Annotated in this window: 22 protein-coding genes, 3 tRNA genes and 1 pseudogene; 10 read left to right on the top strand and 16 right to left on the bottom strand. The window is 55.1% G+C overall.

Annotated elements, in window-relative coordinates:
* Positions 1-91: 91 nt before the first annotated feature.
* A complete protein-coding gene (gene nhaR, locus AC6I6U_RS24635; RefSeq protein WP_497878611.1) occupies positions 92-997 on the bottom strand; it encodes a transcriptional activator NhaR in 906 nt (301 codons plus the stop codon).
* 292 nt (positions 998-1,289) lie between these two features.
* Between nhaR and AC6I6U_RS24630 the strand changes: the two genes are divergently transcribed.
* A complete protein-coding gene (locus AC6I6U_RS24630; protein ID WP_497878610.1) occupies positions 1,290-2,039 on the top strand; it encodes a TerC family protein in 750 nt (249 codons plus the stop codon).
* A 70-nt stretch (positions 2,040-2,109) separates the two neighbouring features.
* Here AC6I6U_RS24630 and AC6I6U_RS24625 read toward each other — a convergent pair whose 3' ends face one another.
* Positions 2,110-2,280 carry a hypothetical protein gene (locus tag AC6I6U_RS24625; RefSeq protein WP_497878609.1) on the bottom strand — a complete coding sequence of 57 codons (171 nt, stop codon included), beginning with the start codon at positions 2,278-2,280 and terminating at the stop codon, positions 2,110-2,112.
* A gap of 229 nt (positions 2,281-2,509) precedes the next feature.
* Between AC6I6U_RS24625 and AC6I6U_RS24620 the strand changes: the two genes are divergently transcribed.
* Positions 2,510-3,202, top strand: a complete 693-nt coding sequence (locus AC6I6U_RS24620) for a PA2778 family cysteine peptidase (protein WP_497878608.1) — start codon at positions 2,510-2,512, stop codon at positions 3,200-3,202.
* 50 nt (positions 3,203-3,252) lie between these two features.
* Here the strand turns inward: AC6I6U_RS24620 and AC6I6U_RS24615 are convergent, their stop codons facing one another.
* On the bottom strand, positions 3,253-4,536 hold the full coding sequence (locus tag AC6I6U_RS24615; RefSeq protein ID WP_497878607.1) for an NAD(P)/FAD-dependent oxidoreductase: 1,284 nt from the start codon (positions 4,534-4,536) through the stop codon (positions 3,253-3,255).
* Between the two features lie 184 nt (positions 4,537-4,720).
* Between AC6I6U_RS24615 and AC6I6U_RS24610 the strand changes: the two genes are divergently transcribed.
* Together AC6I6U_RS24610 and AC6I6U_RS24605 are read left to right on the top strand one after the other, a co-directional pair.
* Positions 4,721-4,797: transfer RNA gene (locus AC6I6U_RS24610), tRNA-Val, on the top strand.
* A 209-nt stretch (positions 4,798-5,006) separates the two neighbouring features.
* Positions 5,007-5,083: transfer RNA gene (locus AC6I6U_RS24605), tRNA-Val, on the top strand.
* A 265-nt stretch (positions 5,084-5,348) separates the two neighbouring features.
* Here the strand turns inward: AC6I6U_RS24605 and AC6I6U_RS24600 are convergent.
* The 7 genes and pseudogenes from AC6I6U_RS24600 to AC6I6U_RS24570 all read right to left on the bottom strand — a co-directional run.
* The gene (locus tag AC6I6U_RS24600; RefSeq protein WP_497878606.1) at positions 5,349-6,470 is read right to left on the bottom strand and encodes an aminotransferase class V-fold PLP-dependent enzyme; all 1,122 of its coding nucleotides are present in this window, start codon (positions 6,468-6,470) and stop codon (positions 5,349-5,351) included.
* A gap of 4 nt (positions 6,471-6,474) precedes the next feature.
* Positions 6,475-7,665, bottom strand: coding sequence for an MFS transporter (locus AC6I6U_RS24595; RefSeq protein ID WP_497878605.1), 1,191 nt, complete (start codon positions 7,663-7,665; stop codon positions 6,475-6,477).
* Between the two features lie 27 nt (positions 7,666-7,692).
* Positions 7,693-9,012: a hypothetical protein gene (locus tag AC6I6U_RS24590; protein WP_497878604.1), complete on the bottom strand. Its 1,320-nt coding sequence runs from the start codon at positions 9,010-9,012 to the stop codon at positions 7,693-7,695.
* Positions 9,002-10,072 (bottom strand): threonine aldolase family protein, encoded by a 1,071-nt coding sequence (locus AC6I6U_RS24585; RefSeq protein ID WP_497878603.1) that lies wholly within the window; start codon positions 10,070-10,072, stop codon positions 9,002-9,004. The genes AC6I6U_RS24590 and AC6I6U_RS24585 overlap by 11 nt, the downstream gene beginning before the upstream one ends.
* 17 nt (positions 10,073-10,089) lie before the next feature.
* Positions 10,090-11,055 (bottom strand): proline dehydrogenase family protein, encoded by a 966-nt coding sequence (locus tag AC6I6U_RS24580; protein WP_497878602.1) that lies wholly within the window; start codon positions 11,053-11,055, stop codon positions 10,090-10,092.
* Positions 11,056-11,075: 20 nt separating this feature from the next.
* A complete protein-coding gene (locus AC6I6U_RS24575; protein WP_497878601.1) occupies positions 11,076-12,212 on the bottom strand; it encodes a fatty acid desaturase in 1,137 nt (378 codons plus the stop codon).
* Positions 12,213-13,201: 989 nt separating this feature from the next.
* Positions 13,202-13,402: pseudogene (locus AC6I6U_RS24570) on the bottom strand (hypothetical protein); the annotation flags it as partial.
* A 150-nt stretch (positions 13,403-13,552) separates the two neighbouring features.
* Between AC6I6U_RS24570 and AC6I6U_RS24565 the strand changes: the two are divergent.
* A tRNA-Val gene (locus AC6I6U_RS24565) sits at positions 13,553-13,655 on the top strand.
* Between the two features lie 320 nt (positions 13,656-13,975).
* On the opposite strand, the gene AC6I6U_RS24560 is transcribed toward AC6I6U_RS24565, so the two are convergent.
* The gene (locus tag AC6I6U_RS24560; protein ID WP_497878600.1) at positions 13,976-14,848 is read right to left on the bottom strand and encodes an SPFH domain-containing protein; all 873 of its coding nucleotides are present in this window, start codon (positions 14,846-14,848) and stop codon (positions 13,976-13,978) included.
* A 249-nt stretch (positions 14,849-15,097) separates the two neighbouring features.
* Here AC6I6U_RS24560 and AC6I6U_RS24555 point away from each other — a divergent pair, with 249 nt between their 5' ends.
* Positions 15,098-15,646 (top strand): hypothetical protein, encoded by a 549-nt coding sequence (locus AC6I6U_RS24555; protein WP_497878599.1) that lies wholly within the window; start codon positions 15,098-15,100, stop codon positions 15,644-15,646.
* Between the two features lie 16 nt (positions 15,647-15,662).
* Here the strand turns inward: AC6I6U_RS24555 and AC6I6U_RS24550 are convergent, their stop codons facing one another.
* On the bottom strand, positions 15,663-17,612 hold the full coding sequence (locus tag AC6I6U_RS24550; RefSeq protein WP_497878598.1) for a DNA topoisomerase III: 1,950 nt from the start codon (positions 17,610-17,612) through the stop codon (positions 15,663-15,665).
* Positions 17,613-17,712: 100 nt separating this feature from the next.
* Positions 17,713-18,609, bottom strand: a complete 897-nt coding sequence (locus tag AC6I6U_RS24545; protein ID WP_497878597.1) for a LysR family transcriptional regulator — start codon at positions 18,607-18,609, stop codon at positions 17,713-17,715.
* Positions 18,610-18,841: 232 nt separating this feature from the next.
* Between AC6I6U_RS24545 and AC6I6U_RS24540 the strand changes: the two genes are divergently transcribed.
* The gene (locus AC6I6U_RS24540) at positions 18,842-19,453 is read left to right on the top strand and encodes an antibiotic biosynthesis monooxygenase (RefSeq protein ID WP_497878596.1); all 612 of its coding nucleotides are present in this window, start codon (positions 18,842-18,844) and stop codon (positions 19,451-19,453) included.
* Positions 19,454-19,512: 59 nt separating this feature from the next.
* On the opposite strand, the gene AC6I6U_RS24535 is transcribed toward AC6I6U_RS24540, so the two are convergent.
* From AC6I6U_RS24535 to AC6I6U_RS24525, 3 genes are all read right to left on the bottom strand, one after another.
* On the bottom strand, positions 19,513-19,863 hold the full coding sequence (locus tag AC6I6U_RS24535) for a hypothetical protein (protein ID WP_017124644.1): 351 nt from the start codon (positions 19,861-19,863) through the stop codon (positions 19,513-19,515).
* Between the two features lie 645 nt (positions 19,864-20,508).
* A complete protein-coding gene (locus AC6I6U_RS24530) occupies positions 20,509-22,500 on the bottom strand; it encodes a response regulator (protein WP_497878595.1) in 1,992 nt (663 codons plus the stop codon).
* A 164-nt stretch (positions 22,501-22,664) separates the two neighbouring features.
* On the bottom strand, positions 22,665-22,883 hold the full coding sequence (locus tag AC6I6U_RS24525; RefSeq protein WP_497878594.1) for a hypothetical protein: 219 nt from the start codon (positions 22,881-22,883) through the stop codon (positions 22,665-22,667).
* A gap of 229 nt (positions 22,884-23,112) precedes the next feature.
* On the opposite strand from AC6I6U_RS24525, the gene AC6I6U_RS24520 reads away from it, so the two are divergent.
* The 3 genes from AC6I6U_RS24520 (at position 23,113) to AC6I6U_RS24510 (ending at position 25,663) form a co-directional block, all read left to right on the top strand.
* A complete protein-coding gene (locus AC6I6U_RS24520; protein ID WP_497878593.1) occupies positions 23,113-23,592 on the top strand; it encodes an Lrp/AsnC family transcriptional regulator in 480 nt (159 codons plus the stop codon).
* Between the two features lie 186 nt (positions 23,593-23,778).
* Positions 23,779-25,062, top strand: coding sequence for a hypothetical protein (locus AC6I6U_RS24515; protein WP_497878592.1), 1,284 nt, complete (start codon positions 23,779-23,781; stop codon positions 25,060-25,062).
* Positions 25,063-25,162: 100 nt separating this feature from the next.
* Complete coding sequence (locus AC6I6U_RS24510; RefSeq protein WP_497878591.1) at positions 25,163-25,663, top strand: hypothetical protein; 501 nt, start codon at positions 25,163-25,165, stop codon at positions 25,661-25,663.
* The last annotated feature ends 85 nt before the right edge of the window (positions 25,664-25,748 follow it).

The raw sequence follows: 25,748 nt of genomic DNA, 5'->3' as shown, positions 1-25,748 counted from the left end.
GGCTCGGAATGCTCATTTACTCCAGTAAACTCCGCTTCCTCGCCGGTTTTTGCCTTGCCTAACCTGCGTTTCAAACAATTTCGTACACAGCCTAGGATTCGGGCCCCATGAACAACTCGCGGCGCGCCCCCTCGGTGATCGCCAGCGTGCCGGGGTGCTTGATCTTGCGCTCCACCGAAATGGCATAAAACGATTCGCTTACGGCGTCGGTCTGGCCCATCAGCCTGACGTCGTACTGCCGACACACTTCATCGGCGATCACGCTCGGGGCGACGAAGAACCCGCTGCCGGATTGGCCGAATGCCTGCATCAGGGCACTGTCATCGAATTCGCCGACGATCCTCGGCTGGATCTGCTGCTCGGCGAGCCAGCGCAGCAGCCGGCTGCGGACCACCGTTTCCTGGCCGGGGATCAGCAGCGGCGCACCCTGCAGACATTGCGGAAAGTCACTGTCGTAACGTTCCGCCAACGCCTTTGTGGCGAAAAAGCTGACACCACATTCCCCCAGCTTCTGGCTGTAGCCCTTGATGTCGAGATGGCTCGGCATCGGGCTGTCGGAAATCACCAGGTCCAGGCGCTGGATCGCCAGGTCCGCCAATAGGCGTTCGAGCTTGTCCTCGCGACAGGTGATGCGGATCGGCTCCTCCAGCTCCATGGTGGGAGCGATCAGCCGGTAGACGATGGACTTGGGCACCACATCCGCCACCCCGACCCGAAACAGCAATTGCTGCTCCCTCGGCTGCGCCTGCAGCATCGCCTGCAGTTCGTTGCCCAACTGGAACATCTGCTCGGCATACGGCAGGGCCTGGCGCCCGGCTTCGGTCAGTTCCAGCTGGCGCCCGGCCTTGCGGAACAGCTCGACGCCCAGGCTCTGCTCCAGCAGGCTGATCTGGCCGCTGATGGTCTGCGGGGTGAGGTTCAACTGGTCGCAGGCCCGGACGATGCTGCCGGTCTTGGCCACGACCCAGAAATAATGCAGCTGGCGATAATTGAGCATGCGGGGTATCACTTCGTAAAAATCGAAGTATAACGCTTAAAAATACGAATTTTACTGAAGTGTCTCGATCCCTAGAATGCGGCGCTATCGGTGAGCCACTGCTAGGCTGTGTACGAAATTGTTTGAAACGCAGGTTAGGCAAGGCAAAAACCGGCGAGGAACGGCCGGGGTCGCGCTCGACTTTACTGGAGTAAATGAGCATTCCGAGCCGGTTTTTAACGCCGCATAACCAAGTTTCAAGCGATTTCGTACATAGCCCAGGCTTGCCTGGGACTCTACTCAGGACTAAACCATGGAATACCTGTTGGAACTCGCTCTCAGCCCCACCGCCTGGATTGCCTTGTTGACGCTGATCGTCATGGAAGTCGTGCTGGGTATCGATAACCTTATCTTCATTTCGATCCTGACCAACAAGCTGCCTGCGCAGTTTCGGACCAAGGCGCGACGGATCGGCATCGGCATGGCGCTGATCCTGCGTCTGGGCCTGCTGGGCACCATCGCCTACATCGTCAAGCTCACCGCGCCGGTGATCGAAGTGTTTGGCCAGGCGTTTTCCTGGAAGGACATGATCCTGATCGCCGGTGGCCTGTTCCTGGTGTGGAAGGCCACCACCGAAATCCACCACAGCATGGACCCGCAGGAGAAGGAGAGCGAAGACAAGAATTCGCGGGTATCCCTGGGCTTTGCTGCGGCCATCGGCCAGATCCTGATGCTCGACCTGGTGTTCTCCATCGACAGCATCATCACGGCAGTGGGCATGACCGAGCACCTGCCGATCATGGTGATCGCGGTGATCGTTGCGGTGGCGGTGATGTTGCTGGCTTCCGAACCGCTGGCCAGGTTCATCAATGACAACCCGACCGTGGTGATGCTGGCCCTGGGCTTTTTGATCATGATCGGCATGACGCTGATCGCCGAAGGCTTCGGTGCCCATGTGCCTAAAGGCTATGTGTATGCCGCCATGACCTTCTCGGCGGTGATCGAGGGCCTGAACATGCTGGCTCGCCGCGCCCGGCAGAAGCGTGAGGCAATGCAGGGCTGATCCAGGCGTTGCAACGAACAGGGCCGCCTGGTTTCGATAGGGAGCCAGGCGGCTTTTTCATGCGGGAGATTCAGTGGGCGCTGGCAGGGCGCCCGGTTGCTTTCTCGGTCTTGTTTGGCCGTGAGGGCAGGGCATGGGGATGGTGGTGGCGACGGGAAACCCTCAGGACTCCCCACAACATGGCGGCGGCAACCGCCAGCCAACCCAAGATCAACAGTGCAACTGTCAGGACAAGGCTCATCAGCGCCTCCTTCGCCCCGCTCGGGGCTCTTCTCACTTCGTCTTTCTTGTAGATCAGTCTAGTCGCTGGGTTGTTTCAAGCTATTGACCAATGGTCGTGTGCAGTCAGCCATTTCGCTCTATGACGCCAGATAAACTGCGATGAAAGGCTATACCCCCGTGCGACGGCAACCTATGATCAGGGCCCGAGCCAGGGCGGATCTGCCTGGCAACTGATCAAGAGAGTGAAGATGTTCAAGGGATCAAGCCATTTTCAATCCGTGTCATCCCGTCGATTGCTGATGGTGGGAGCCTTGCTGCTGGCGCTGGGCGGTTGTTCCAGTGGCGGCGGGCAGCCGCCGCAACTCCAGCGGCTGCCGGAGCGCGTGGAACTCAACGGTGTACCGTTCTTTCGTGGCGAGGCCTACCAGAGTGGCCCTGGCGCGTTGGCCAGCATGTTGGCGCAGCAGGGCGTGACCGTTACGCCGGGGCTGCTGGACAAACCGTTGAAACTGCCAGGCGCGGAAGCGGACCTGCAGAAGAACATGCAGGTGCTGGCGCGTGAGTACGGGATGGTGGTCTATCCGCTGGATGCGGATCTGTCGGCCTTGCTGACCCAGGTCGCGGCGGGTTACCCGGTACTGGTGCGCTTCAACGAAGGGCGGGTCTGGTCCGAGCCGCGTTATGCGGTGGTTGCCGGGTATAACCGATTCAAGCACACGATCCTGCTGCGGGCGGGGATGAATCGACGGATGCCGATGGATTTCGACACCTTCGCTTCGGCCTGGAAGGGCGCGGGTGGCTGGGCAGTGTTGATCCAGTCGCCGACGCAACTGCCGGCTCAGGTCGATCAGCAGCGCTGGTTGAAGGCGGCTGACGAGCTGGCTCGTGCAGGCCAGGAGCAGGCTGCGGCCAGTGCCAGGAAGGCATTGGCCGGGCATTGATTCCGGCAGTTGGAAAACTTCGCGGGCAAGCCCGCGAAGCTCCTCGGTATCTAGACACCGAGCTTGTCCCGCAGCGCGTAGTACCAGGCCCCCAACGCGCTGAACGGCGTGCGCAGCAACTGCCCGCCAGGGAACGGGTAGTGCGGCAGGTCGGCAAAGGCATCGAAACGCTCAGCCTGCCCGCGTAGTGCCTCGGCCAGTACCCTGCCGGCCAGATGGGTGTAGGTCACGCCGTGGCCGCTGCAGCCCTGGGAGTAGTAGATGTTGTCACCCAACCGACCGACCTGCGGCAGACGCGACAGGGTCAGCAGGAAATTGCCGGTCCAGGCGTAATCGATCTTCACATCCTTGAGCTGCGCAAAGGCCTTGAGCATCTTCGGCCGGATGATCGCCTCGATGTTCGCCGGGTCGCGCGCACCATAGACCACTCCACCGCCGAAGATCAGGCGCTTGTCGTCGGAAAGCCGGTAGTAGTCGAGCAGGTAGTTGCAGTCCTCGACGCAGTAGTCCTGCGGCAGCAGCGATTTTGCCAGCGCATCGCCGAGAGGCTCGGTGGTGATCACCTGGGTGCCGCAGGGCATCGACTTGGCGGCCAGCTCCGGTACCAGGTTGCCCAGGTAGGCGTTGCCTGCGACGATGATGAACTTGGCCCTGACCTTGCCCTGGGGCGTGTGCACCACGGGATTGGCGCCACGCTCGATACGCACCGCTGGCGATTGTTCGTAAATCCTGCCGCCCAGCGACTCGACCGCCGCCGCTTCACCCAGCGCCAGGTTCAGTGGATGGATATGCCCGCCGCTCATGTCGAGCATGCCGCCGACATACTGGTCGCAGTTGACCACTTCGCGAATGCGGCGCTGGTCCAGCAGCTCCAGCTGGGTATGGCCAAAGCGTTCCCAGAGCTTCTTCTGGGATTCGAGATGGCCCATCTGCTTGTTGCTCAAGGCGGCGAACACGCCACCGTCCTTGAGGTCGCACTGGATATTGTACTTGGCGACTCGCTCGCGAATGATCCGGCCGCCTTCAAAGGCCATCTGCCCGAGTAGTTGCGCCTGCCTCGGCCCGACAGTGCGCTCGATGACATCGATATCGCGGCTGTAGCTGTTGACGATCTGGCCGCCGTTGCGGCCCGAGGCGCCGAAGCCGACCTTGGCTGCTTCCAGTACAGTCACCTTAAACCCGTTCTCCAGCAGGAACAGGGCGCTGGACAGGCCGGTATAGCCGGCACCGATCACGCACACATCGGTTTCGACATCATCTTGCAAGGGCGGACGCTCGGGAACCGGATTGGCCGATGCGGCGTAATAGGACTGGGGGTAGGGAGTGTTCGCCATCCTGCAACCTCTGTTTTATATTTTTTACGAGTCGCCTGATGCTACCTCAGTTGAAATACCCCCGCCAGCCGCTCGAAATCGGGAGGTTGTCGGAGGTCTGATAAAAAATATGCCTATTCAGGGACTTAGCAGAAAGAAAGGTGTTGACACCCCTCGGCAAATCCGTAGAATGCCGCCTCACAGCAGGCACGTAGCTCAGTTGGTTAGAGCACCACCTTGACATGGTGGGGGTCGTTGGTTCGAGTCCAATCGCGCCTACCAAACAAAATCCGCTCTGCTGGGCGGTGTGAAAAGGCCAATCGAAAGATTGGCCTTTTTTTCGTCCTGAAAAAAATTCGACCCTCGCTCTGTGCTTGGGGGCTATTTCGCCTCGCTATTGTTGTGTTGAAGATTTTTCCAAGCCTATTCATGGACTTAGCAAAAAAATAGGTTGCCTCCCGGCAGAAAATCCGTAGAATGCAGCCCACAGCAGGCACGTAGCTCAGTTGGTTAGAGCACCACCTTGACATGGTGGGGGTCGTTGGTTCGAGTCCAATCGTGCCTACCAGATAAAATCCGCTCTGCTGGGCGGTCTGAAAGGGTCAATCGAAAGATTGGCCCTTTTTTGCGTCTGGCGTTTGACGAATTCTCTCTTCGCGCCGAGTCCGCAATCCTGATGAGTGTAAGTTAGCGCCGGTTTTGGCACCAATTTGCGTGATGTTTGGCACCGCAGTGATACGGCTATATTCGGTAAATCCTGCACAACATTTGACACTGCCGCTGCCGCAAGAATGAACGAGCGAACTTGATTCGACGCGAGGGGCATCAAATCGCTAGGTTTTACCTATTTTATGCAATGTAGCTAATAGGTTTTCTATCTGCTGTGGGGTATTGTAGTGGTGTACTGATGCACGAACAAAAAAGTCATACCCTTGTGCTGGCATGAATAAAGGGGTATGGCTTGCCGTTGCTTTCCAGCAGTGGCTGTCAGCCTCAGCAAGCTCCTTAACTACGTATCTCGCATCAAGAGATTCATGTACAAAAGCAACAATACCATTGTGTGAGTGGCCTGGCTCTATAACTTTGAATCCAGGGAATTTTTTTAACTCCATCCTCAGGTGGTCGTAGTTTTCCCTTGTATAGTGCTTTCTTATATCAAAATGGTATAATAGGGCTGAATTTAAACCAATTATGGCTGTATTGTTACGTTCTGCGAATTCAAATTTTCTAGCAGTGTTCTCTATAGAGATATAATCAGTGGTCTCGAAGGTAGTAACATGCAGGTCTGTGAAGAGTAGTTTTGCACAATTTATAAATCTGTCGGAAAAATAACCAAATCCAGTGCCGCGTGGGCCGCAAATAAACTTTCTGCCAGCAGCCGTCAGTATGTCACATCTTATTTTTCCAATATCCAAGTCAAGCAACCCTGCGGATTGGCAGGTATCGACAAAATAAAAAGTTCCTTGATTATTTACCAGCTGTCCGATGGACTCAATATCATTTGTTATTCCGCATGCGGAAGGTATGTGGGGTATTGATACAAGTTGGACATCATTTTTTATATTGATGGATAGCCATTTTAGATCTAGCGTCCCATTCTTCTCAGTTGGAATTATGTCTATAGAAAAGAGAAATTCTCTTTGCAGTGTGCGCAGCGCGATGAGATTCCCTGCATATTCGTATGGGGTAATAAAAACCCGCCCGCCTTTTCTCCATGGAAGGCATTGCGCTGCCGTAACCCAAGCGCGGGTACCACTATCAAATAGTGCAATATTAATTTTTTGGCAATTTATTAGCCTTGCAAGATTAAGGTAAACTTCATCGGTCAGGATGTGCTCATTGAGTATTTCTGCCTCATAAGCACCGATGGATTTTTCTTGGGCCAAAAAAGCATACATCGCTTCAATCGTCGAGTGATCGAGCAAGCCTGCTCCTGCAGTGTTGAAATGAGCCATGATATTATCTTTTGTTTGTGGATGTCTTTTTTGAACCTAGAAAATAAAACAAGCCAGAAAATAAAATTAATGCTTCTAGAATAAAAAACATGAAATTCGGGGGGTAGGTCGCCAGTGCAAAACCACAGAGTATTGGGCCTAGCGCTGCGCCAAAATTTGAAAAATTTTGAGCACCATAATATATACCGCGTAGGTTTTCTGGGGCGATTCTATCGATGAACATATATTCGGCGGGGATTACGATGATCTCCCCCAGAGTAAAAAATATCATGGCAATAACCCAGGCTAAAGGAGTAATTGAGATTGAAAAGCCGTAAAGCCCAATTAAAAATAAACCTAGGCCAAGCATTAAGTAGGCGAGCAAGTTTTTGTTATTTATTCGCCGACCAATAAAATATTGTAGAGCTATAACGGTCAGCGCGTTGGTAGTTACAATGATGCTAATAATTTCTGTAGTCTGTTCAGGTGCGGAGGTAGATAATAGGTACTGTGATAGGTAGGCGGTGAATTGGCCGAAGATGATGGCGCTGAGCATTCCTCCAAGCGTGAAATATACCAGGCGAGAGTCTTTAATCAGATGATGGATTAGGCCAAAAAAGGATATGGGTTGAGGTGAGCTAAATTTGTAAATGGATTTTCTCCCGAAGAAAAGATAAGTGAGAATAAAAAATAATGCGAGAGCTGCTGAAGTGATAAAGGACAAATGTCCGTCTATGCTTATAAGTCCAGCACCTAGAAGTGGTCCGATAGCATAGGCGATATTTGAAAGTGTATACTTAAAGGAAAAGGCAGCCCCTCGTTTATCGTCAGGCAATAAAATGCTAAAGCCGGATTTTATCGCGATATCTATTGTGGCGTACGAGAGGTTGACGGCGACAAGAGAAATATAAAACGATTTTATATCGTGGGATAAATAAGCAGTGATGAATGCCACTATAAAAATAGTAGTGGACAAAGTAATGATTGAGAAGGAAGAAAGTTTGTCAACCAGAAAGCCTCCGTATATGCTGAGTATCGAGCTGATTAACAATGTGCTTCCGATGAAAACTCCAGTAGTACTAATATTTAGAAAAAAATGATTTGAAAGATAAATTACTAGATAGGGGAGGCTTATTGCTCTTGCTAGGGTTAATGTAAAAGTTGCAAGAAACAAGATCTTTATGTTGTTTGAGTGTTTTTGTTGTGCTGTTGTCATGAGTCCCCCTTGTGATGAATGTTTTTTTCAAGTGCTAAGCATTTTTAAGTATATGGTCTGCTCATGCAATCTGACGATTTGGCGCTCTGATGAAAGTAGTTTTTTGTTTTCAGAAAGCAGAAAGATGGAGCCAGGACTGTCTAGTAATGAGATCGTTTTTTGAAGATATCCTTTATCTTGGATTTTTACACTATGCAAACAAGTTACACTTCTTTTCCAGCTTCGAATATTTGGGGGGTTTTTTATTTCTCCCTCTTGATCGCTGATAAGAAAAATGCATGACGAGTGAAATTTTAAAGGTGTGCGTGGGCTGGATATAAAATCAAGAAAGCGCCCAGGATCCAGTAAAGATAGTATCCAAAGCTCTAGCTGGTTATATCCGAGGGCTTTGGTGTATGCCGAGAGATCTATGCCTCCAGGAAGCCGTCCTGCGGTTTCTAATAAAACGGGTTTGTCATTTACAATCATTACCTCGCTGTGCCCAACACCATACTTCAGATTTAAGGCGTCGAGTACGTTAAATACATATCTTGAAAGCACTTCGTATGTGCGGCGGTTTTCAATAGGGCATAGGAGTTCATTGTAGTCATGGACTGGAGAGTCGTTAACTCTTACACGGTAGACGCGAATTATCTCGCTAACATAATGTTTGCCGGCAAGGCTGACGGTGTTGACGCAATACTCCACATCTGTAGGCTGTGTCGTTAATTTTTTATGGGGAGTATTCTCGAAAGAGAAATCTGAATTATCTAAATATTCTTGTATCAATACTTCATGATTGGGGTCAAGGAATATTGTTCGATTTTCAATGATGCAGTTGAATGCATATTCAATTTCCTCGAGGGATTGGCAAATATGAACATTGTCAGTACCTGCACTGTCTATTGGTTTTACTACCACAGGGTATTTTTCGTGGTTTTTTGCCCACTCTATAATGGTGGGTAGAGAGTTGGAACGGAAGTGCTTTATTGATGCAATTTTGGCCCGCTTTAAGGTTTCATGCATTAGGTATTTATTACGTAGAAGTATGGCTTGATCGGGGTCGTTCAACTGCGGCGTTTGGAAGGTGTGAGCTAGTTTTGCGGCAAGTTCGACCCCGGATTCACAGCCAGCGAGTACATAGAGTACATGGAATTCTTGTAAGTTTTCCTTGAGTTTGCATTCTGAAAAATAAGAAAAATTTTTTATGAAGTCATTAGTTCTATATGTTGCTATATAAAATGGGTTGACGATGTCGGTTGATTTGACATGAACGCAGTTAAAACCCTTGGAGATGAAGGCTGGTGCGATCATGCTTCCAGTCGAGTAGGCATCTACTATGATAATGATATTTTTTTTAAATAGCATATTTGGCGCCTTGTCTGGAGGCTGTAAGTCCACGTACCGTGTTTTTGATAATCTCGGCAGCGGTAATTATGTCGGTTTTGCATATATTGAGATGTGCCATGAAGCGAACTTCTTTAGTGTTATAGGCTAGGCTGCCAACTCCATGGCTGGACAGTAGTTTGACAAAATCTGGAGTTGATATGTTGAGTTTTGAAATGTCTATCACTGCCATATTTGTGCCGCGATAGGTTGCTGGTGCTTCTTCTATATCTCGGATAAGGTTGTATAGAAGCTCGGTATTGAGATGATCTAAATGTAGTCGGTCGATATTGTTGCGCATAGCGTAAAGACCTGCTGCTGCCATCATGCCCGCCTGATGCATATCACCGCCAAACCATTTCCTATACTTCCTGGCTTTGGAAATCAGTTCTTCTGAACCTACCATTATTGATCCTACTGGAGCCCCTAATCCTTTTGAAAGGCACATGGAGAAAAGGTCTGCAGTATCTGTATATGATCTTACATCGATGCCCGTTGCAATTGATGCATGTAGAATTCTTGCCCCGTCTAGATATCGATAAGCACCTATGCTCTTGGCATAGTTAAAAATTTCTTGCATTCTCTCCAAGGGAAAGACTCCACCTACCTTACAGCCAAGAGTATTCTCTATGACAATGAGTTTTGGGAGCGAGTAGTTTGTGTTCCAGCGGCATTTGCTGGCATACAGATCTTTGAGGTTGTCGACTGAGTAAACCCCATCATCGGAGTAGACCTGAGAAAAATTTACGCCAGAGAATGCTGACGTTGAAGCGGCCTCAAAATAGTTAATATGATAAGATGCATCGAGTATGACCTCGTCACCCGGGCAGGTTAGTGTCTTTACTGCAAGTTGATTGCTAAGTGTGCCGCCTGTGGTAAACAGAGCTGCTTCTTTATGGAAATAGCTCGCACAATACTCTTCCAATGCTTTGACTGTTGGGTCGTCGCCGAAACAATCATCACCTACCTCTGCAAGGTATATTGCTTTACGCATACCGTCGCTAGGTTTGGTCACTGTGTCACTTCTGAGATCGATATACATTTTAAATTCTCTTAAGGTTAGTAGTGTTCTGCAAAAACTAATCTGTCTGGATAATAAAAATCTGCCAGAGACTCTAATAAATTGGTGGGGGACTCCGCCAATCTATGTAGAAAATGGAGGAACCAGTTCTCACCGTAAACTGTTGATATTCGACAAGTGATGCCTTGCTCACGTAAATTCTTAATAACGTTTGGCTGCACGCCATGAAGCATCTCAACTTCAATGACATGTTTGAGCAAACCGCAATCTGCCAGTGAGTTTAGTAGTTTTTGATCTTGAGTGGCACAGGCTAACTTATCGTGTTTGGATGTAATTGTTTCCAGTAGGGTCATATATCTACGGTTAAGTTTCACACCGCGGTGTAGTGCGATTTTTGGATTTTCATTGTATACTCCTTTAACGAGCCGAATTTTTCTGTCGTGTTTAATAATGCTTTGTAGGTCGTCTTCAGTTCGATGTAGCTGAGCTTGCAATGTGAATCCGATATTTTCATGTTTCGGAGCAAGGTTTTCAAAAATATTTAATATGTTGTCAACTTGTGAGGATTGCTCCATGCTGATGATGATGTTCACATTCAGCTTTGCTGCGGCATCGAGTATTTTGGTTGTGTTTTCTATTGCCAAATCCTGTGATATCAACATTCCTACGGCGCTTAAATCAAAGCCTAGCTGAGGAGAAAATGTAATTTTTCTATAATTACTAAGTAGATTTAGGTATTCATTTACAAATTTTGAGATTGTATGGATGTCTCGGTTTTCTTCGCCAACGTACTCGACACCCAATTCGTATCCTTTGCTATGTAGAATAGATAATTTCTCAAATAAATTTTCTTGAGTCTCAGAAATCAGATAGCGCATGGCCGACCTTTTGAAAAGATCTTTAAATAGTGTGCCTTCATGAAACGCTGCGCGGCTTGTTGGGTCGAGTGCTATTTTTTTTAGGCCGTTGCAGGCGAGCTGCAATGTTTCACTTGATAGATTCATTTCTCACCTTTTGTTATAGGTCAAACCTGAATATGAACTTCATCTGCGTTGCTCAAGATATTGTTGCAGGCTAACGTTGTAGTGCGTGCATTTAACATTTCTACAGCATAGGACTGGCCTACCTTTTGTGGGAAAGTTACAAGCCAATCTTTATAGGCCTTCACGTAGCTGAGGACACTTTCCTCACCGTCACGTGTTCGGGTTATGATTCCTCCCCAAATCCCATCCCATGCCCGATAACGTGGATCCTCTAAGAGAATACAATGTGCTTTGCGCATGTTGTAAAAAGGTATGGACGGTCGTAGGTGATGTACCAGGTGATAATTGTCATTGTGACGTCCGAAAATAAAACGTTCCAGCAGCCATCCATGTCTATTTCTAGTTAGCAGTAATGATGATGTTTCGGATTGGGGAAGTGGGTAGTGTTCGGAGAGTTCAATGATCCAGCCTATTGCAACTGCAGTGGTGAAAAGAGGTATAAGCCAGAAAACAATCAGATAGATGAAAACTCCATGGTAGAGCGTTATTAATGATATGAGGGACCACATGGAAATTAGGGTCAATCGCTCGGCTCGAAATCCCATTAGGGCATGTCCATGTCTGCCTTTTCTTTCTCCACTGTAGAGTATGCGATCGCGGATGATATAGTTAATGTAATTCCAGCTTCTGAAACCTATAAGTGTCAGTAGTACATTTTTGACGATGAATACCGTTGAGGATTCATTTTGGTAATTGTACAAACCACATTGGATGTGGAATTTATAATCAGGATCGAGTTCTGGGTCTCCGAGCTTGGGGTGGTGATTTTGTATATGAGAGGCTCGATAGGGTATGAACATATGAAAGACTAAATGCCCAGAAAATACAGTGCCGCCCAAGTAGTTGAGCAGCTTGCTTTTTGCTAGCGTTGCATGTGTTGCCTCATGTAAAAGATTGGTTAGTGCTCTCTGGGTTGAGCCTATTGCAATCAGGGTGATTGGATATAGGTACCAGCTAACGCTAAGACAGGTATATATAGATATGATGATTAAAGAATAGTCAAAGATCAATGCTTTTAGGAGTGGGGTGTTTCTTTTTTCGGCGAGCGGTGCTAATTTTTTAATGATTTCAGGGGGGATGCTATAGTTTTCAAATAGCTTGGATGTGTATGTTTTCATATTATCTTCCGTGAAAAATGGAATTTTATAAATTATAATTCGCCTGGTTCATTGAGAACGCTTATTGATATTAAAGTAGTGGTGTTGTCGTAAAGTGATTGGGTGTGTTGCCGGGGGGAACCGTTCTTTAGTTGTTGGGGTATTACGCATTTTTTCATTGTGGGTGCCTAAATGCTACTTGGTCGGGTCTTGCGATTGTGTCGAGCTTTAAAGTCTCTTTTCAACTATCCGAACGGATAGGTTTTTAAGTATTTTGTTACATGCAGAGTGAGTGAAAGGGATATTTATCCTGTTGGATTAGTGAAAGATTTTTATCGAGTTTGGCACAAGGACACGGCAGAGCAGGCGATCGATTAATGTTCAACGGCGTGCTCTGGGGGGGCTTTGCTTCAGCGCCGCATGACGAGACTTGTCTAATGATTCGGGGCTGGTTATCAGCTGACACTGAATGCAGCCAGTGATTCCCAGCGTGACTAGATCAAAATAACCCCAATAGAATCAGTATGTCGGTGAGAAAAGAAACGGAAGCACCCTGAGGCGTTGAGCCGTTTCCTTTCCTCTGTCCATTTCAGGAGAGAAAGAAACCGGGTTTAGTTGATGAGAGCGCTCTGGAATCAGGTGGTCGCGTTATGGAGCGGGCATGACCTCCGAATCGAAGGTGCAAAACAGTCCACAAAGGTGAGGTCGCTTTCGTAGATTGATCGTGTCCCAGGCAGTGGTGTAACTGAACTGTAGTGGTCATGCTGGGCCTGGAGTCGGCCCGCGCCCTGACAGGGGCGACCATTGATCAGCTGTATGTGGTCTTCGATTCTGCGACAGAAGAAAGGCTCTAGGCACTGACGGAGTAGAAGCTGATGCATCCTTGAGGTTACGCAACTCGCCCAACAGCCGCTGATTTTCTCTGAATAGGTGATCGCGCTTTTAGGTAATCAGGTCGATGGCGTTGTCGGCGTCTCATCACACCTTGCCGATATGCGCTCAAGGGCGTCCCTCAGAGCTGACTCTGCCGAAGCCTTGCCGGTGGCGAGCAGGTCATTCATCTGCACCAGACCTGCGATATTTGCCCTGGCCTTCCGCAGCATCGCCTCGGTCTGAATGAGCTCGTCCTCGAGGAGGGCGCACTGGTGTTGGTACATTTCTAGGGGTGTTGGGCAGCCAAGCCAATCATCGGTTTCCATGTCAAGATTCATACTCGTATCTCAATGCTGTGTGTGCGTACAGTTTTGAGGTGCGTCAGATTTGGGAGTGGTGTTCGTCGGCAGGACGCCTGGAGAGGGTATTACTGTAGGAATATCCAACGCTAAGTTATTGATTCATATAGCGCGTATGCTGAGTTTTGAAGGTGACGGAAAGGCTATAAATTACATTGTCAGTGGGATAGGCCTGACTGCCGGTCACCTTGACATGGTGAGGGCGTTGGTTCGAGTCCAATCGTGCCTACCAGATAAAATCCGCGCTGCTGGGCGGTCTGAAAGGGTCAATCGAAAGATTGGCCCTTTTTTGCGTCTGGCGTTTGATTAATCCTTTCCCAGCGTCGAGCCCGCATTTCCAGCCGTATTTGACAGATCGTGAACTGCTCGATCAGGCAAGCAGCGAGTTGCAGGTGCTACGGGTGGAGTTTCGTCATCTTGGCAGGCAGGTCGAGGGTAGGGCGGGAAGATAACGGAAGGGGCCAACCCATGAGCGTGGCCCCCTCGCTTGTGATGTGGGCTGTGAACCGAGGACGCCACGAATGGCGGTGGGCGTCCTCCTGGCTCCGGACCTCAGTCCGATTTGCGATCCTGCCGGGCGTCGATGAAGGGTAGGGTGCCGCTTGGCAGTACGGTGGTTGGCAACACGCCGTTCCAGCGTTCGGCCTTGGTCAGTTCCACCAGGTTCTGGTTGCTTGCCAGCGCCTGGGCGCGAGCCTTGATCGCTTCGGCCTCGGCACGACCACGCAGCTCGGTCGCCTGGGCATCGGCCTTGGCCTGGGCCAGTTGGGCATCCGCTTCGGCCTGGGCCTGGGTTACGCGAATTTGCGCCTGGACCTGCTCGGTCGCCAACTGCTGCTCACGGGTCTTCACCTGTACCTCGGCTGCCATGCGCGCCTCGATCGCCTTCTCATAGGCGTCGCTGAAGTCGATGTTCTCCACCTGCACGCTGTCGATAATCACCGGGCCGGTGATCGAGGTCTTGATGGCGGCGGATATGTCGTTGACCAGTTGCACGCGATTCTGCACGGCGGCCACGGCGTTGAATTGGCCGAAGACGTTCTCGACCTGGGTCGGCACCTGGCGGCTGATGAGGCGATCGCGAATGCCTTCGATATCCTTGAACTGTGTATAGACCTTGGCCACATCGGACGGCGCGACGTGCCACGAGACCGAGACCTTGAGCTGCGCCGACTGCTGGTCCTTGCTGTAGGCCTGCAGGTTCTCGTAACCCGACACCTGGCTCTGGATGCTGATCAGGCGAACGCTTTCGATGAAGGGCATCTTGAACGACAGGCCGGGATCGACCACGCCGACCAGCGCGCCGTTTCTCAGGAGCACGCCGCGCTCGGTTTCATCCACGGTGTACCAACTGCCAAAAAACACGATGAGCAGGAGCAGGGCCGCTACGCTGCCTGCTGCTTTGCCAATCAGATTGGGGGTCATATTTCGTTCCTTTGATGGGCGGGAAACCACTCCCTGAATACGCTGCCCGATTACCCGGAGAGCGTGTCCCGCCGACATGGCCAATAAGTGTGCAAGCCGCCGCGCCGAGCGCAAGCAGCCCGCCATGATAACCGCCGGACCTGATCAGTGCCGAGACGGTGTTCCCAGACTTGAGGCCGCAGGGAACAAGTTGCGAAAAAACGGATCATAGCGATGTGCCATAGCGGCACTTCACAAGGACGACGCACGATGCTCCCTCGCCGCAATCCCGCTTTCTCCCTCCGCTTTACTGGCGTATTCGCACTGCTGTTGGGTAGCCTGGGGTTGCCGTTCCAGGCCCAGGCCGCAGTTGAGATCGAGCGTTCCGATGCCTCCGGCTACGATGCGGTGCTCGCCAGTCATGGCGACGCGGGGTCCGGATATACGCTACGCAACAGCCGATTCACGGTGGATGACCTGCAGAAATTGCGCGAGCAGCAGAAGCGCAGTGCCGATGAACTGGATGACCTGAAGAAGATCGTCAAGGAGCAGGCTCGTACCATCGAGGAGTTCAAGCGTGGCAGCAGCTCGTCCTCCAGTTCGAGCAGCAACGACCTGTCGGCGCTCAAGCGCAGGGTAGACGAGCAGGATCGAACGATCGACAAGCTCAGTCGCACGGTGGACGAGCTCAAGCGCAGCTCGGGCTCCGGATCGAGTTCCAGCGAACTGTCCGGGCTCAAGCGGGATGTCGGCGATCAGGGGCGTGAGCTGGATAACCTCCAGCGCAAGGTGGATGACCTGAGCCGGAAGGTGAAGTAACCCGCCATCAGGCCGTTCACTTTTTAGGACGACCGCTTGCCGCCTTTGCCGGACGGCGGGCTTTTGTGGTTCTGGTTCCGGTGGCCTTGCGCTTTTTCTTCCAGGGGGGCGGTGCCGCCATGCCAGGCGGCATGCTGATCTGCAGCTTCAACTCGACACAACGCCCCACCTGCTTGCTCATCCACGCCGCCTGCTTGGCGACGAATTCCTCCAGGCTCATCTCGCCGCTTTGCACCATGTCCAGCGCCTGCTCCCAGATGGCCGTGGTGCCTGGATCGGCAATCGCCCGTGGCACTGCATCGATCAGGCTGAAGGCCGCGGGGGTTGCCGACAGGCTCTTGCCGTGCTTGACCAGGTAGTTGCGGTCCAGCAGGCCCTGGATGATGCTCGCGCGGGTGGCCTCGGTACCGATGCCAGTGGTTTCCTTGAGCTTCTGCTTCAGGCGCGGGTCTTCCACGTACCTGGCGACGTTTTTCATCGCCTTGATCAGGTCGCCTTCGGTAAAGGGTTTTGGCGGCTGGGTCCACAGGTCCTTGAGGTCGACCCGGTCTACCGCGCATTCGCTGCCCTCGTGAAGTTTCGGCAAAGCCTGTGGTTCTGGCGCTTCTCGGCCCTTGGTCGGTGCCAACGCTTGCGGCAGGGCGCGTTTCCAGCCGGGTTCGATCACCTGCTTGCCCACTGCCCTCAATGCCTGTGCCGCGCAGTCGAAATCGGCCTGGGTGCGGTCGTACTCGTGGTTGGGCAGGAACTGCGCCAGGTACCGTGCACGGATCAGCGTGTAGACCGCTCGCGGCTTGCCCTGCAGACGTTCCAGGTTGGCGCCCGAGCCGGTCGGGATGATGCCGTGGTGCGCGGTGACCTTGGCATCGTTCCAGGCCCGTGAGCGGCGTGTCGGGTCCAGGTACGGGGCGAGCTTGCCCAGGCTCGGGTCGGCCCGTTCCAGCGCCGTCAGTATCCGGGGAGCATCGCCATGCTGGCTGAGGGGGAGAAAGCCGCAATCACTGCGCGGGTAGGTGATGACCTTGTGGGTTTCGTACAGCGACTGGGCGATGTCCAGGGTCTCCTGGGCGCCCAGGCCCAGCCGTTTCGAGCAGATTTCCTGCAACGTGCCGAGGTCGAAGGGCAGGGGCGCGGGTTCGCGAATCCGCTCGGTCTTGAGTTTCACCACCCGCGCGCTGCTGGCCACGCTCATGGCGGCGGCAGCCTGTTGGGCAAGGGCCTGGTTCAGGCAGCGATCCTGGTCATCGCAGGCGTCCGAGGGCGCGCGCCATTGGGCGACGAAGGGCTGGCCGTCATGCAGCAGGTGTACATCGATCGCCCAGTAGGGTGCCGGCACGAAATCGGCGATGCTGCGGTCGCGATCCACCACCAGGCGCAGGGTTGGCGTCTGCACCCGGCCTACCGGCAATACGCCCTGGTAGCCGGATTGGCGTCCGAGCAGGGTGAACAGCCGGCTCATGTTCATGCCGATCAGCCAGTCGGCCCGCGAGCGTCCCAGGGCCGAATGGTAGAGGTTGAAGGTTTCGCCACCCGGCTTGAGGGTGGCCAGGGCCTTGCGGATCGACGCGTCGTCGAGTGCCGACAGCCAGAGCCGCTGGATCGGTCCGCGATAACGACAATGTTCCACCAGCTCGCGGGCGATCATTTCGCCTTCGCGGTCGGCGTCGGTGGCGATCACCAGTTCCCCGGCCTCGCCGAGCAGGCGCTTGACCGCCTTGAACTGGCTGGCGGTCTTGGGCTTGACCTGCATCTTCCATTTGTCCGGGACGATTGGCAGGTCGGCCAGTACCCAGCGTTTGTAGCGGGCATCGTAGGCGTCCGGCGGAGCGGTTTCCAGCAGATGCCCGATGCACCAGGTGACCGTGGCATTGGCACCGACCCAGCAGCCATCGCCACGGCGCGTGGCGCCGAGCACGGCGGCGATGTCCTTGGCCTGGGAGGGTTTTTCGCAGAGAAACAGCCGCATGGCCACCTTCGTTCGATCGTGCGCGGGAGAGAGCGGACAGCATGCTCGGTGGCGGGGCCGTGAGCAATCCTTGTCTGTATGTATATACAGTCTATTTGTTTCAGCGCTCTGCGGCTACCGACAGTTCCCGTACAAGGAAATCGATGAACGCCCGGGTCTTTTGCGGCACCCGGCGTGCCGAGGCATATACGGCGTTGATGCTGATCGGCGGCGCCTGCCACTCGCACATCACCGGCACCAGGCGCCCGGCGGCCAGGGCATCCTCGACGATGAAGTCCGGCAGCAGCGCGATGCCCATGCCCGCCTCGGCAGCCTGGGCCAGCAGATCGCCGTTGTTGGCGTGCAGTGGGCCGGTGACCGTGACCCGCTGGGTCTCCTTGCCATTGCTCAGTTGCAGGCTGACGCCACTTTGCAGGTAGCCATAGTTCAGGCACTGGTGGGCGCACAGTTCCCGTGGTGTCGTAGGAATACCGGCGCGCTCCAGGTAGCCGGGAGAGGCGACCATGATGCGCGGGGCCGGGGCCAGCAATTTGGCGATCATCGATGAGTCCGGCAGGCTGGCGATCCGGATGGTCACATCGAAGCCGCCCTTGACCGGGTCAACCTGCTGGTCGCTGAGTACCAACTGCAACTCGACGTTCGGATGTTCCTCATGGAACAGCGGTATCAACCGTCCCAGTCGTCGCAGCCCGAAGGACATCGGTGCGTTGACGCGCAACACCCCGCGCAGCTCGCCGATGCCGTCGCGGGCGCGCTGCTCGGCTTCATCGAGCGACGCCAGCAGTTCGCGGGCGGACTCGTAGTACTCGGCGCCAGCCTCGGTCAGATGCAGGCTGCGGGTGGTGCGCAACAGCAGTTGCACGCCGATCGCCTCTTCCAGCGCCTGGATCTGCTTGCTGACTTTCGAGCGTGGTACGTCCATTGCTCGTGCCGCCGCGGCAAAGCCATTGGCCCCTACGGTGGCGACAAACGCCCGCATGCATTCGACGCGATCCATGACTGTTCCCTAAATAGAATCAATGATTTCCGATTTTATGGAATTGTCCCTTTTTTATCCAGGCCCCAGAATTTGTCACAAGCAGGCAGCACAGGTCTCCAAGCGGGACCTGCAGCCAACTGCCACATTGACCGCAAGGCGCTGCGGCGCAGGTCAGGCAAGCAATAGAGAGAGGGTGGGCGTAACGGTTATCGCTTACCCATTGGCGACATACAGGAAGATGGAATCAGCCATGAATATCGAATTGTCCGACGGCGTGGTCACGCTGCTGGTGCGTCACCGAATCAGGAAGGGGTGGGATCAGGCGTATGAGGCGTGGTTGCGCCAGATCATCGCCAAGGCGCGCAGTTATCCTGGGCACCTGGGGATTGACGTGGTCCGTGGGCACAGTGGCGGCCTGGCGTTGTTCACCTGTGTGTTGCGCTTTGCCAGCACCGAACAGTTGCAGGTCTGGCTGGATTCCGATGACCGTCGCGACCTGGTCGATCAGGCCCGTCCGTTGCTGGCTGATGGTGACCAGACGGAAATCAATGCAGATCGCGAATTCTGGTTCACGCCCCCGCCGGTGGACGCACCGACGCCGCCACCGCGCTGGAAGCAGGCCTGCGTGACATTCCTGGTGATCCTTCCGTTGACGTTCCTGGTCCCCATTCTGTGGAAACCGCTGTTCGCGTTGTGGCCCTGGCTGGGAGGGTATGTGCCGGCCAACGTGGTGATTACCCTGACCATCGTGTTGCTGGTGGTCTACGTGTTCATGCCACGGGTGACGCGTCTGTTCAGCCGGTGGCTGCAACCCCGGGCGGAGGCCGCCCCGGTTGCCGCTCATCTTGAAACCCGGCGATAGGAAAATCCGGCCCATAAAAAACCCGACACATGTGTCGGGTTTTTTCGTATCGGGGGGTATTACTTGCGACCGCCCAGTGCGCCGCCGGCTGCGCCACCCAGGCCTGCGCCGATCGCTGCGCCGGTGCTGCCGCCGAGCTTGTTGCCCAGCAGCGAGCCGCCTGCGGCCCCCAGGCCGCCACCGAGGGCTGCCTTGGTCTTCTTGCCTTTCTTGGCCGCTACGGCGCCACCTGCGGCACCGCCCAGGCCTGCACCGATCGCAGCGCCAGTGCTGCCACCCATCTGCTGGCCGACCACGTTACCCAGGACGCCACCCAAGCCACCTCCGACTGCTGCCTGGGTGCCGCCGGCAGCCATGGCGCCTTGGGCAAACAGGGCGCTGAGCGCCAGGACGGTAAGTGCTTTACGCATGTTGCGAACCTCGAAATGAATGGAGCGCCAATTGTCGCCGGGCAGCGACGCAGACGCAAACGCTGTCGAGGGGACGGACGGTTTATATTTTTTTGCCCTCGTGGAACTTTCCTGTTTCGCGAGGCGGGCCGAGTGGTTCGAAAATACCCTGATGAACTGTGGGTTAAATAGGCCGTTCATCGGGTTTTATATCGGCCGAAGGGTTACCTTCATATATCCGCCGAATAATTCCCAGATAACAAGTATGGTCTTGATGCAGGTTTTGACATTTATCGTGAACTACTTTGGTGCAAACTCCCTAACAGTCCCTCGGACGAGCGGCCACGGCGCCCCGCCTTACGTCGGAAAATGCCTATGTCCTGGAAAAAACTGTGGTTATTGAAGGGGTTAGGAATAAAATTATAATCAAAATATCTTGTTACGAATTTCCATCATCAGTTATTATTGCCCTGCGTTCACCTACCACGGTTTATGCATTCTTTAAGGCCCAAGCGTCCATCAGCCGCTTGGGCTTTTTTTTGCCTTGAATTTTTTCGAAAGCACGCGATATAAACCTTTTTGGAAGTAAGGTTTATATCGCGGTGACAAGTCTGCGGTAGGGTTTCGCTGTTTGGCGATACTCGGGCTGCAGTCCAGCACTATCGGTCAGGTAGTACTGATCACTTCGCGCACGCGATTGGCAAGATCATCCAGGGCAAACGGCTTGGTCATCACATGCATGCCGGCTGCCAGGTTGCCATCACCGATCACCGAGTGTTCGGCATAGCCGGTAACGAACAGGATCTTCAGTCCGGGCCGGGTTTGCCGGGCCAGTTCCGCCAGTTGCCGGCCGTTCATGCCGCCTGGCAGGCCGACATCGCTGACCAGCAGGTCAACCCGTATCGGCGACTGCAGTATCTTCAGGCCCCGGGACCCGTCGCTGGCCTCCAGCACCTTGTATCCATGCTCCTCGAGCAGATCGACCATGAGCATCCGCACCTGTGGCTCATCGTCGACCACCAACACTGTTTCGCCTGTCATGGCGGCCAGGGTTGGCGTGGCCGCCTGGATGCTCTCGCGCTCCTCTGCTTCGGCAAAGTGACGGGGCAGGTAGAGACGTACCTGGGTGCCGCTGCCCGGTTGTGAGCCGATGCGAACCTGTCCACCGGACTGCAGGGCGAAACCATAGACCATCGACAGGCCGAGGCCGGTCCCTGAGCCCAGTGGCTTGGTGGTGAAGAAGGGATCGAAGACCTTGCCGAGGATATCGGCCGACATGCCGCAACCGCTGTCGGCCACGCCCAGGTACACATAGCCGCCCGGAGGCAGTTCCAGGGCCAGGGCCGACGCCGAGTTGAGTGTGATGTTCGCGGTCTCGATGGCCAGGCTACCGCCGTCGGGCATCGCATCACGGGCGTTGATACACAGGTTGAGCAGCGAGTTCTCCAGCTGGTTCGGGTCCACCAGGGTGGTCCACAGGCGCTCGGACAGCTTCGACTCCAGCTTTATCGAGGGGCCGACCGTTCGCCGGATCAGGTCTTGCATTTCCTGGATCAGCAGGTTGACATTGGTTGCCCGCGAATCGAGGGTCTGCCGGCGGGAAAAGGCCAACAGCCGATGCGTCAAGGCGGTGGCTCGGCGCGATGCGATCAATGCGGCATTGATATAGCGCTCAAGGCTCTCCACGCGGCCCTGGTCGATACGGCTCTTGAGCATTTCCAGGCTGCCGCTGATGCCGGTCAGCAGATTGTTGAAGTCGTGGGCCAGGCCCCCGGTCAACTGCCCGACGGCTTCCATCTTCTGGCTCTGGCGCAGTTGTGACTCGGCCTTGGCCAGGGCCTGGGCCTGCTCCTTGTCGAGGGTGCAATCGCGGCCCACGGCGTTGATCACTTCATCGGACGGGCTGGAGGACCAGTTGATCCAGCGGTAGCCGCCCTGCTTGCAGCGGTAGCGGTTTTCGAAACGGCGAATGCTCTGGCCGGTCGCGGAATAGCGGGCGCGTTCGAGGGTCTGCTCGAGGTCTTCCGGATGAATCAGGTCGTAGAGGCTGGTGCCGAGCAGGTCGGCTTCGCACCAGCCCAGGGTCGTTTCCCATGCCGGGTTGATGGCAATGATCTGGCCATCGAAAGTACAGCGCAGCATGATGTCCGACGACAGTGTCCACAGTTGGTTGCGGTCGTCGGTACGGGACGCAACTTCCTGTTCCAGCGAGGCGTTCAGTTGCTTGAGGGCGATTTCGGCCTGGCGCCGTTCGGTAATGTCGTTGAAGAACACCGCGACCTTGTACGCCCCCGGGCTGCCGACACGAACCGCATGCACGGCATACCAGCGGCCGAGGGCCTGGGCCTGGTTTTCAAAACGTTGTTCGACCCCATTCAGGACCACGTTGCCGTAGATATCGAACCAGTGTTGTTCGTGGGCTGGAAGCATGTCCCGTACCCATCGGCCCCTGGCGTCGACGAGCCCGGTTTCGCGCTCGAACGCCGCATTCATGTCGAGAAAACGGTAGTCCACCGGCTTGCCGGCCGTATCGAACTTCATCTCGATGATGCAGAAGCCGGTATCGACAGCCTCGAACATGGTTCGGTAGTGCATGTCTTGCTCGACTGATGACTCGAGCGGTCCGGTTTCTGGTGCTTCCATGATTGCCCCGTGCATGAAAAAACTACCTGAATGGTATCAGGGTGCTGCCTTCTTTTTAGTATGGCTGTGCAGATGGGAAGAAGTTCGGGGGAGTTGGTTTTTGTCGGTTGATGACCGTCGCCCCGACGGTATGGACGCGGCCTGCAAGAGGAGGCCGCGCGTACCGCATAGTCTTCGCGTCAGTCGCCTTTCGAGTTCAGCTTGCGCAGCTCTTCGTAGGTGGCCGACTGGACGAACCAGAAGCCGGAGATGATGCACCACAGCAGCGTTCCACCGATCAGGCCGCCCAGGCCGGCGAAAAAGCTGCTGCCGAACATGGTGATCAGGCTCAGCAGCCAGATGAAGCCCAGGGCGATGTACAGAACGATGTTGTTGACACCAATGACGAAGTCTTTCATGGGATTCCTTTTCGGATGAAGTCCTATGGCCGCTCCCGGTGAGCGCCATGTCGGTCATCATATTTCCAATGGCCATTTGTCACCAGCCGTGATCGCTGGAAAATCGCCTGATGCGCTGTCGCCCACCCAGCGAGCGCTCGACGAGGCTGAAAGTGATTCAGGCATTGGCCATGGAAGGTCGTACAATGGCGCCTGTTTTTTATGGCCGTTGAAGTGAGGCAAGCCATCCATGGCTGAAATTCGTGACCTGTCGATTGTGCTGGACCGCATCGACCAGGCAATTATCGAGGTGTTGCGTCATGACGGGCGTATCACCTACCAGAAGCTCTCCGAACGTGTGCACCTGACACCCAGGCCGTGCCTGGAGCGGGTGCGCAAGCTGGAGCAGTTGGGGGTGATCCGCGGCTATGGCGCCATCCTCGACGAGAACAAGCTGTCGCCCGGCCTGTCGCTGTTGGTGCTGGTGGCGCTGTCCGGCCAGAGCGGGCGGGCGGCGCAGAAGGCCTTCGAGGCCAAGATCCGCGCCTGTCCCCAGGTGCTCGAGTGCCATTTGATCAGTGGTGCCTTCGACTACAGCCTGCGCATGCGTTGCCGGGACATGGAACACTATCGGGTGCTGACCGAAACCTGGCTCAACGATGAAGAACTGCATATCGACAAGCTGGTCAGCCACCCTGAGCTGGCGATGGTCAAGACCGCCATGGAGTGATCGTACCGCGGGCGATGGCCTGACGAGCGACAGATTGGCTCGAGGGGCCATTCGTGTGGCTCGCAAAACCACTAAACCTGTCATTTCTGACAGTTGTTTGGGGAAACCTCGATGGATTGAATAGCGGGCAGATCGCAACGGTTGCAAAAGCCGCAGGCGACGTCTCTTTCAAGGAGGATTGCCCTGATGATGCTACAGGCGTTGCGCGGTTGCCGGGTCAACCCGGCGGGGGAGCTCGACCCGGGTTTTGGCTGTCCGGGCAAGGCGCTGGTGGTGTTTCCCGGCAGCCTGTCGAGCCAGGCCAATGACGTACTGTTCTGCCCCGATGGCAAGATCCTCGTGGTCGCCCGGGTGGAGTTTCCCGAGGGCGTTTCCTTCGGCCTGGCCCGACTCAATATCGATGGCTCGATGGACACCTCGTTTGGCCAGGATGGCAGCCTGGTTGGCCGCTTCGAGGCCGGGGGCGAATCGACCGGCATCAGCCTGCGCCGGTTGCATGATGGGCGAATCCTGGTCTTTGGCCTGCATTACCCGGATGACCGGCGCACCTTGCCGGCCGTGGCGCGGTTCCTGGCGGACGGCCGCCCCGATCCGCGCTTTGGCACTCAGGGCGTGCAGTTGCTGCGCCTGCCCGGCGACCTGGCCGAAGGCCCCCGTGACCGCTGGCTGCCACCGGGACTGGCGGGTTTCGAGAGCTGCTTCGGCGCGATACAGCCGGACGGCAGGATCCTGCTGACCCTCAACCACAGTTACTCCTCTACCGATCATGTCGGTCTGCTGGTACGCCTGCTGCCGGACGGCGACCTTGATCACAGCTTCAATGGCCTGGGTTTCGTGATGGTGCGCCGGTTGCTGATGAACACCTGGCTCAACTGCATCCTGCTGCAGCCCGATGGCAAGATCCTGGTGGGCGGTTCGATCGACTTCCCACCCAGCGGTCTGGTGGCCCGCTACTTGCCGGATGGTCGGCTGGACCCGGCCTTTGGTCACGAAGGCTACCTGTCCGTGCGTTTTGCCGATGCCAGCTCGACGGTCACTCGCCTGGCTCGCGGTGCCCAGGGACAACTGTTCTGCGTGGGCAATCGTTTCGAGCCGCTGGGCAGTGCCTTGCAGGGCTTTACCGCCAGCGGTTGCGTCGACCGGCGTTTCAATCATGGCGCCGCGGTGCTGCTGGATATCGACGCTCCCGCCTGCCGGTGGGCTGCGGTTGCCGTCCAGCTGGACGGGGCAATTCTCGCGGCAGGTTCGACGGTGGCCGGGTTCGGCTCGGACCTGGCGCTGGCGCGCTATCTGCCGGATGGCCAGCTCGATCCCGAGTTCGCTGCGGGCAAGGGCTACGTGCGCACCCGTCTGGGCAAGAGCCTGGACACCGTCACCTCGCTGGCGGTGCAGGGGGACGGGCGTATCCTGGTTGCGGGGCATTCACAGCTCGGTGGTTTCCAGGCGGTGGTGATGCGGTATCTGGGTTGAGATGTCATCATCCGGGCAACGGGTGACCGTTCAGCTGCTATTTCATCATGGCTGTGCAGCGATGTCATATTGAATGCAGGTCCATTGCGGAGAGCTGCTCATGTGGCGATTCAGTTTGATGGTCGGAATGCTCTTGCTGGCAGGAGGTTGCTGGGCCGAAGAAGTCCTCTATCGCACGCAACAGGCTGTCGAGTTGGGCAGTGCCCGTACCGATATCCGCCTGCAATCGAAGTCCCCTGCGGCGGTCGATCTCTCCCGCCACAAAAGCGGCGAACCCCTGGTCCTGGTGTTGTCCGGGGTGTGGGCGAGCAAGGCACCTTCGGCAGGTTACCACCTCTATCTCAATGTACCTGCAGGATTACGGCCCCTGGTTTCGGACCCCGGTCATCTCGGCGAGGTGAGTTTCTATGGGGCTCCTGATCACTACAATCACGAGCATCCCAAGGAGGTTGCCTTCTTCCTTGATGACGCACTAGTGCGTTTAGGTGCCGCTGGGCGCCTGGCGGTTGCCCCTTCCCTGACGCTGGTTCCTGTCAGGCCTGACAGGCCAGGCGTGCAGGCCCGTATCGAAGAGGTTTCGATCGTCGCGATTCCTCGCTGACGTAAAAGTTCCACGGCATCTGGAGGAAATTTCACCCGCTGCTACGCTGAGGGTGCTGGCGATTTCGCATCAGCCAACTCGTGCG

The sequence above is a fragment of the Pseudomonas sp. UTLPPB19802 genome, assembly GCF_059730225.1.
Note: the sequence above shows the minus strand (reverse complement) of the source record. Positions and strands in the feature narration are given on the sequence as shown.